The sequence below is a fragment of the Streptomyces sp. NPDC046876 genome (assembly GCF_040645035.1).
GTDB lineage: Bacteria > Actinomycetota > Actinomycetes > Streptomycetales > Streptomycetaceae > Streptomyces.
The window spans coordinates 1-6,970 of record NZ_JBEYXK010000181.1 but is presented as its reverse complement, the minus strand read 5'-3'; the positions used below and the strand labels follow the sequence as shown (position 1 = coordinate 6,970).

At 74.6% G+C, this 6,970-nt stretch carries 5 protein-coding genes; 4 read left to right on the top strand and 1 reads right to left on the bottom strand.

Going from position 1 to position 6,970, the window contains the following annotated elements:
* Positions 1-450 precede the first annotated feature (450 nt).
* From ABZ924_RS37730 to ABZ924_RS37720, 3 genes are all read left to right on the top strand, one after another.
* Positions 451-1,917 carry a protein phosphatase 2C domain-containing protein gene (locus ABZ924_RS37730; RefSeq protein WP_361920124.1) on the top strand — a complete coding sequence of 489 codons (1,467 nt, stop codon included), beginning with the start codon at positions 451-453 and terminating at the stop codon, positions 1,915-1,917.
* A 63-nt stretch (positions 1,918-1,980) separates the two neighbouring features.
* Entirely contained in the window at positions 1,981-3,723 is a 1,743-nt protein-coding gene (locus tag ABZ924_RS37725) for a pyruvate dehydrogenase (RefSeq protein WP_361920122.1), read from the top strand.
* Positions 3,724-3,922: 199 nt separating this feature from the next.
* Positions 3,923-4,363, top strand: coding sequence for an ATP-binding protein (locus tag ABZ924_RS37720; RefSeq protein WP_361920126.1), 441 nt, complete (start codon positions 3,923-3,925; stop codon positions 4,361-4,363).
* Positions 4,364-4,398: 35 nt separating this feature from the next.
* On the opposite strand, the gene ABZ924_RS37715 is transcribed toward ABZ924_RS37720, so the two are convergent.
* Positions 4,399-5,460, bottom strand: a complete 1,062-nt coding sequence (locus tag ABZ924_RS37715; protein ID WP_361920120.1) for a DUF2637 domain-containing protein — start codon at positions 5,458-5,460, stop codon at positions 4,399-4,401.
* A gap of 682 nt (positions 5,461-6,142) precedes the next feature.
* Here ABZ924_RS37715 and ABZ924_RS37710 point away from each other — a divergent pair.
* Complete coding sequence (locus tag ABZ924_RS37710) at positions 6,143-6,808, top strand: GntR family transcriptional regulator (protein WP_361920118.1); 666 nt, start codon at positions 6,143-6,145, stop codon at positions 6,806-6,808.
* Positions 6,809-6,970: the final 162 nt, after the last annotated feature.

Here is a 6,970-nt window from a genome sequence, read left to right as displayed (position 1 = left end):
CTGCCCGGCGGAGCCGGGTTTCTTGGGGCTCCGCCCCAAACCCGGCGCCTCAAACGCCGGCGGGGCTGGAATTGCCGACCCCGGCTTCGACGGGCCCGGGTTGCCCGGGCGCTGCCCCTGATCCCGCGCCTCAAACGCCGGCGGGGCTGGAATTGCCGACCCCGGCTTCGACGGGCCCGGGTTGCCCGGGCGCTGCCCCTGACCCCGCGCCTCAAACGCCGGCGGGGCAGGAATTGCCGACCCCGGCTTCGACGGGCCCGGGTTGCCCGGGCGCTGCCCCTGACCCCGCGTCTCAAACGCCGGCGGGGCTGATGGGGGCTGGCGCGGGCCCCGTGGCCCGGAGTTCGGCGGGTGTTCGGGGTTCGGGCGGGCGTGCGATGGATGGGGGCGGGGGACGCCTTTTCGTGTATTCCGCGTTTTCCGCCCCGACCGCGTGCGGAGAATAGCCGCATGAGTCAGCAGGGCGCGGACGACTGGTGGCAGAAGCTGTACGAGGAACCGGAAGCGGTCCCGCCGCTCGACCCGGGGGACACGCTGGAGAGCCGCTACCACTCGGCGGCCTCCCTGACGACCCCTCCGGGGCGCGAGCCGCACCCGCCGCGAGGGGCGACGCCCAGCGCCCCGGGGCCGGAGCCCGACGTCCCCCGGCGGCCGCTGATCCCGTCGCAGCCGGACCGGGGGCCCGAGCCGGGCGACCTGCCCTGGTGGTCGCAGCCGCCGGCGGGGCCCGCGGCCTCGGGCGTGCCGGGTCCTGGCGGCGGCCACGGCGCCGAACCTCCGCCGTCCGCCCCGGCCGGAGCCGGTTCCGTACCGCCCGGGGGCCGGGGCGCGCCCCGGGATCCGCGGGAGGCCGGGGTGACCGGGTACGGGCTGGGCCACGTGACCGTGCCGCCCGTGGCGGCCGTCCCCGGTGTGCCGCCCGGGCCGCCCGGGCCGCCCGGGCCGCCCGGGCCACCCGCGCCCGCCGTACCCCCGCCTCCGGCGGCCGCGCCCGCGCCGCCGGCCCCGCCCGTCCCCCCGGAGCGGCCCGTCGTGGGGTACCTCGGGGACCGGGCGCCCACCTACGCCGCCGAGCCCGGGGGACTGCCGGCCGCCGAGCCGGGTGCGCTCGAGGAGCTGGTCCCGGACACCGTCCTGGACGGCGCCCGGCACGGGGCGTTCACCCTGCGCGCCGCCTCGGTGCGCGGCGACTCAGCCCGCTACCGGGCCGAGGCCCGCCGGGACTTCCTGCTCACCGCCCGCTTCGGCAGCGGCGACGACGCCCTGGTCCTGGTGGCCCTGGCCGGCGGTGACCGCGCCGCCGCCGGGGCCGCCGAGGCTGCAGCCGAGGTGTGCCGGGGGGTCGCTGCCGCCGTCGGCCGCAGCCGGCAGCGGCTCGCCGACGACCTCCGGGCCGGCCGCCGCGACGCCCTGCACTCCGGCCTCCAGCGGCTCACCGACCGCGCTTACGGCCGGCTGCGGGCCCGCGCGGCAGAGCTCGGGCACCGGGAGGACGCGTACACCGCCGGCCTGCGCGTCCTGCTGCTGCCGATCGACCCCGAGTGCCGGACCCGGGTCTGCTTCGGCGCGGGCCCGGGCGGGCTGTTCCGGCTGCGGGCCGGCCAGTGGCAGGACCTCGAGCCGGCCGGGGCGACAGCGGAGCACGACCACGAGCCCGAGCACGAGCACGAGCCCGATCCCGCCCCCGGCCAGGGCTTCCGCTTCCGGGCGGCCGTCGCCCGGCCCGGTGACACCCTGCTGCTCTGCTCCGGCGGCCTGGCCGACCCGATGCGGGAGGAGGAACTGCTCCCGACCGAGCTCGCCGCCCGCTGGTCCGGCGCCGAGCCGCCCGGCCTCGCCGCCTTCCTCGCCGACACCCAGCTCCGCGTCAAGGGCTACGCCGACGACCGCACGGCCGCCGCCGTCTGGGAGGCGTAAGGGCGTGGAGGCGTAAGGCGTAACCGACAGGCGCGATCCCCCCGGCCGTGCGTGGATGGACCCATGGCCAAGCAGAACGTGGCGGAGCAGTTCGTCGACATCCTCGTCCGCGCGGGCGTCCGCCGCGTGTACGGGGTCGTCGGCGACAGCCTGAACCCCGTCGTCGACGCGATCCGCCGCACCGGCGGCATCGACTGGATCCAGGTCCGCCATGAGGAGACCGCCGCGTTCGCGGCCGGCGCCGAGGCCCAGATCACCGGCACGCTCGCCGCCTGCGCCGGCTCCTGCGGCCCCGGCAACCTGCACCTGATCAACGGCCTGTACGACGCCCACCGCTCCATGGCCCCCGTCCTGGCCCTCGCCTCCCACATCCCCTCCAGCGAGATCGGCCTCGGCTACTTCCAGGAGACCCACCCCGACCAGCTGTTCCGCGAGTGCAGCCACTACAGCGAGCTGATCTCCAGCCCCCGCCAGATGCCCCGGCTGCTGCAGACCGCCGTCCAGCACGCCGTCGGCCGCAGCGGGGTCAGCGTGGTGTCCCTGCCCGGGGACATCGCCGCCCTGCCCGCCCCCGACAAGCCGGTCGAGCACGCCCTCGTCACCTCCCGGCCGACGGTCCGGCCCGGCGACGAGGAGATCGACCGGCTGGTCCGGCTGGTCGACGACGCCGACCGGGTCACGCTCTTCTGCGGCAGCGGCACCGCCGGCGCGCACGCCGAGGTCATGGAGTTCGCGGGCCTGGTCAAGGCCCCCGTCGGGCACGCCCTGCGCGGCAAGGAATGGATCCAGTACGACAATCCGTACGACGTGGGGATGAGCGGGCTGCTCGGCTACGGCGCCGCCTACGAGGCCACGCACGAGTGCGACCTGCTGATCCTCCTCGGCACCGACTTCCCGTACAACGCGTTCCTGCCCGACGACGTGAAGATCGTCCAGGTGGACATCCGCCCCGAGCACCTCGGCCGCCGCTCGCAGCTCGACCTCGCCGTCTGGGGCGACGTACGGGCCACCCTGCGCGCCCTGAACTCCCGCGTGCGGCCCAAGGCGGACCGCCGGTTCCTGGACCGCATGCTGAAGAAGCACGCGGACGCCCTGGAGGGCGTGGTCAGGGCGTACACGCGGAAGGTGGAGAAGCACACCCCGATCCACCCCGAGTACGTCGCCGCCGTCCTCGACGAACTGGCGGACGACGACGCGGTGTTCACCGTCGACACCGGCATGTGCAACGTGTGGGCGGCGCGTTATCTTTCCCCGAACGGACGGCGGCGCATCATCGGGTCCTTCAGCCACGGCTCCATGGCCAATGCCCTCCCGCAGGCCATCGGGGCGCAGTTCACCGACCGGGGCCGTCAAGTGGTGTCGATGTCCGGTGACGGTGGTTTCTCGATGCTGATGGGAGATTTCCTCACCCTGGTGCAGTACGACCTGCCAGTCAAAGTAGTCCTGTTCAACAACTCCTCGCTCGGAATGGTCGAGTTGGAGATGCTGGTTTCCGGCCTTCCTTCGTACGGAACCACCAACCACAATCCGGATTTCGCGGCCATCGCCCGCGCGGCGGGCGCATACGGGGTGCGCGTGGAGAAACCCAAGCAGCTCAGCGGCGCTTTGAAGGACGCGCTGACGCACAAGGGGCCCGCTCTCGTGGACGTGGTGACCGACCCCAATGCCCTGTCCATTCCACCGAAGATCAGCGCCGAGATGGTGACCGGTTTCGCACTATCGGCCAGCAAGATCGTGCTGGACGGGGGAGTGGGCCGGATGATCCAGATGGCCAGATCCAACCTGCGCAACGTGCCCCGTCCGTAACCCCGCAGGAGTGCGGAATGCCCCGGCGGGCATGCATCCCGTAGACCTGTTCGAGAGCTGTGGGACGCGGGGGAGGTACATCGCCGTGCGGGTGGGGGCGAAGACCGGGAAGCCGTCGAGGAGAGGCCGGCCCGTGGCGCGGGAGCCGTCGGCTTCGGCAGCGGCGGCGACGGGGGCGCCGGGAGCGGCGGGGCAGGCCGTGCGGGCGGTCACCCGCAGCGTGCGCCGGGCGGACCTCAAAGCGGTGGGCGAGGTCCGCAAGGCATTGCGGGAGCTGATGCGCCACCGGTGCCGGGCCGATACCGCCGAGGTGGCCGAGCTCCTGATCACGGAGCTCGTCACCAACGCCCTCGTCCACACCGACCAGGGCGCGGAGGTGGCCGCGACCCTCACCCCGACGAGGCTGCGGGTGGAGGTCCGGGACTATGCCGCGGGCCGGATCCGGCCGTACGTACCGACCGCCGACGACGGTACGCACGGCCGGGGGCTGCTGCTGGTGCAGGGGCTCGCCGACGCGTGGGGCGTGGACGCGGTCGCGCCGGGCGGGGGCAAGGTGGTGTGGTTCGAACTGGACGGAGCCTTCGGAGCCTTCGAGGGGTCGGGCGACGCGGGCCCCGGCCACGACGGAGGGCCCGCCTGACGGGCGGGCCCTCCGGGGCCGGGCAGGGGCGCTGCTCAGCCGAACTGCTGCTCCAGGTCCTTGAGTTTGCGTTCCAGTGAGTCGAGTCGGGGGATGGTCTGGGTGTCGTCCTCGGCCGTGAGGTCGACGGTGCGCGGGCCGGTCACCTCAGCGGTGTCCGGTCCGCTCACGGCCTGCAGGGAGCGGCGGGGGCGCGGGGCGGGCAGCTGTACCTGTTCGACTATGGCCGGCTCCGCGCCGGCCGGCGCGGAGCCCGCTGCTGAAGTCAGTCCCGGCAGGTCGACCTGGCGGCCGCGGGAGCGGCCGAACGCCCGGTTCTGCCGGCCCAGCGCCTTGAGGCGGGCCCGGTTCAGCCGGTTCTGGTCGCGTCGGCGGTGGCGGTCCTGCTCCCTCTCCCGCTTGTCCTCCCGTACCTCCTCGACGGCCTCGTCGAGGGTGCGGACGCCCTCCAGCAGCATGAGCGACCATGCTCCGAAGGTCTCCCGGGGCGCCCTCAGCCAGCGGACCATGCGGATCTGCGGGAGCGGGCGCGGGATCAGGCCCTGCTCGCGCAGTGCGGCCCGGCGGGTCTGCTTCAGGGCCCGGTCGAAGAGGACGGCCGCCGACAGCGACATGCCGGCGAAGAACTGCGGGGCGCCGTCGTGGCCCATGCCCCGCGGGGCGTGGACCCAGTTGAACCAGGCCGCCGCCCCCGCGAACAGCCAGACCAGCATGCGGGAGCCGAGGGCCGCGTCGCCGTGGCTGGCCTCGCGGACGGCGAGCACCGAGCAGAACATGGCGGCGCCGTCGAGGCCGAACGGGACCAGGTACTCCCAGCCGCCGGAGAGGTTGAGGTTCTGCCGGCCGAAGCCGACGAGCCCGTGGAAGGAGAGCGCGGCGGCCACGGCCGCGCAGCAGAAGAGCAGCACGTAGGAGGCGGTTCCGTAGACGGCCTCCTTGCGCCGCCTGCGCTCCTCGCTGCGTTCCCAGGAGTCGTCGGCCGCGGCCTTGTCGCCCTCGCGCTTGCCCCGGGCCAGTACCGCAACTGCCGCAAGTACGCCCAGGATCAACAGGCTGCCGGGCAGCAGCCAGTCCAGCGATATGTCGGTCAGTCTCATGCGGATGTCCCTTGCCTTTGCCTCGCGTATGCGGCCTACCGGGGCCATGGTGGCGCAGGAGATCGCCTCGGCATGCGGGTTTCGTGGCAAGTGGACGCCATCGGGGGGCGGGGCCCGCCGGATAGGGTGTTGTGTGTCGAACTGCCGCTCGAGTGGCGGGAGTTGTGTTCGATTACGGTCATCAGGACGGGTGGGTTCGCTCGGCGAAGGAGTGGATGTGCCGATCGGGCCGTACCGTGTCGTTCCGGCGGCGGAGCGGGGGTGAGCGCCGGGCCGGCCGTCCGGGTGGCTCCGGCTGTACGGGCTGCGGGCCCGGACCGGGCCGGGGAGGTCGCGCCGGCCACGGCCGGCGGGCCGAGCGGCGCGGGGCGCCGTCGGCCCGGGCCGTGGGGTCCGGTCCGGAAGGAGCGCCTCCGGGGCGGTGACGGCCCGTTCCGTCCCGTTGCGGCGCGCCCCCGCGTACACGGGCGCGCGCGGGCCCGGGGCCGTCACCTGGCCGCACCCGCCGTGCCGCGTGCGGGGCCGGCGTGCCCCATACGACGCCCCGCGGGTTCGGTGCCGGCACCCGGCCGCACCGGCTGCGCCGGCTGCACCGGCGGCGTGAGCTGCGCCGCCTTGCGTCCACTTCGCTGGCGGATTCAACTATTCTCCCGACAGGCCCGAACCCCTCCAGGAGGACCGAGTGCGCGAAGCGGCCCCCACCGGGGTGTCGGCGCTGATCCCGACGCAGAAGGTGCTGCGCCATTCCGTGCGCCGCCAGGTGCTCGACGCGCTGCGCGCCGCGCTCGTCGACGGCGAGCTGGTGCCGGGGGAGATCTACTCCGGCCCGGCGCTGGGCGAGCGCTTCGGCGTCTCCGCCACGCCCGTGCGCGAGGCGATGCAGCAGCTGGCGCTCGAGGGCGCCGTGGAATGCCTGCCCAACCGGGGCTTCCGCGTCCTGGCCCGTACGCCCCGCGCCTACGCCGAGCTGGTCGAGGTCCGTGCGCTGCTGGAGGTCCCGGTCATGCTGCGGCTGGCCCGTACGGTCCCGGCCGAGGCCTGGTCGGCCCTGCGGCCGGCGGCAGCCGCCACCGCCGAGGCTGCGGCCGCCGGCGACCTCGCGGGGTACGCGGATGCCGACCGGGCCTTCCACCGGGAGGTGCTCGCCCTCGGCGGGAACGACCAGCTGGTCGAGGTGGCCGGGGAGCTCCACCGGCGCTCCCAGTGGCCGCTGCCGGGGGCTGCGCGTGCCGGCCGGGCGGGTCTGGTCGCGGACGCCGCGGAGCACACGGACCTTCTGGAGGCCCTCATCGCCGGCGACCTCCCCCGCGCCGAATCCCTGACCCGCGCCCACTTCACCATCTTCTGAACCCCGGCCCGAGGGGCCCCGGCCCACCCCACCGAATCCCGGGGTTCCGGCTGCCTTGCTCCTCGTACTTTCGATGCCGGGGTCCGGCACATTCAGCCTCGCCGGCGTTTGAGGCGCCGCCCCAAACCCCGCGCCACAAACAGATAGGAATAGCGTCGGGTA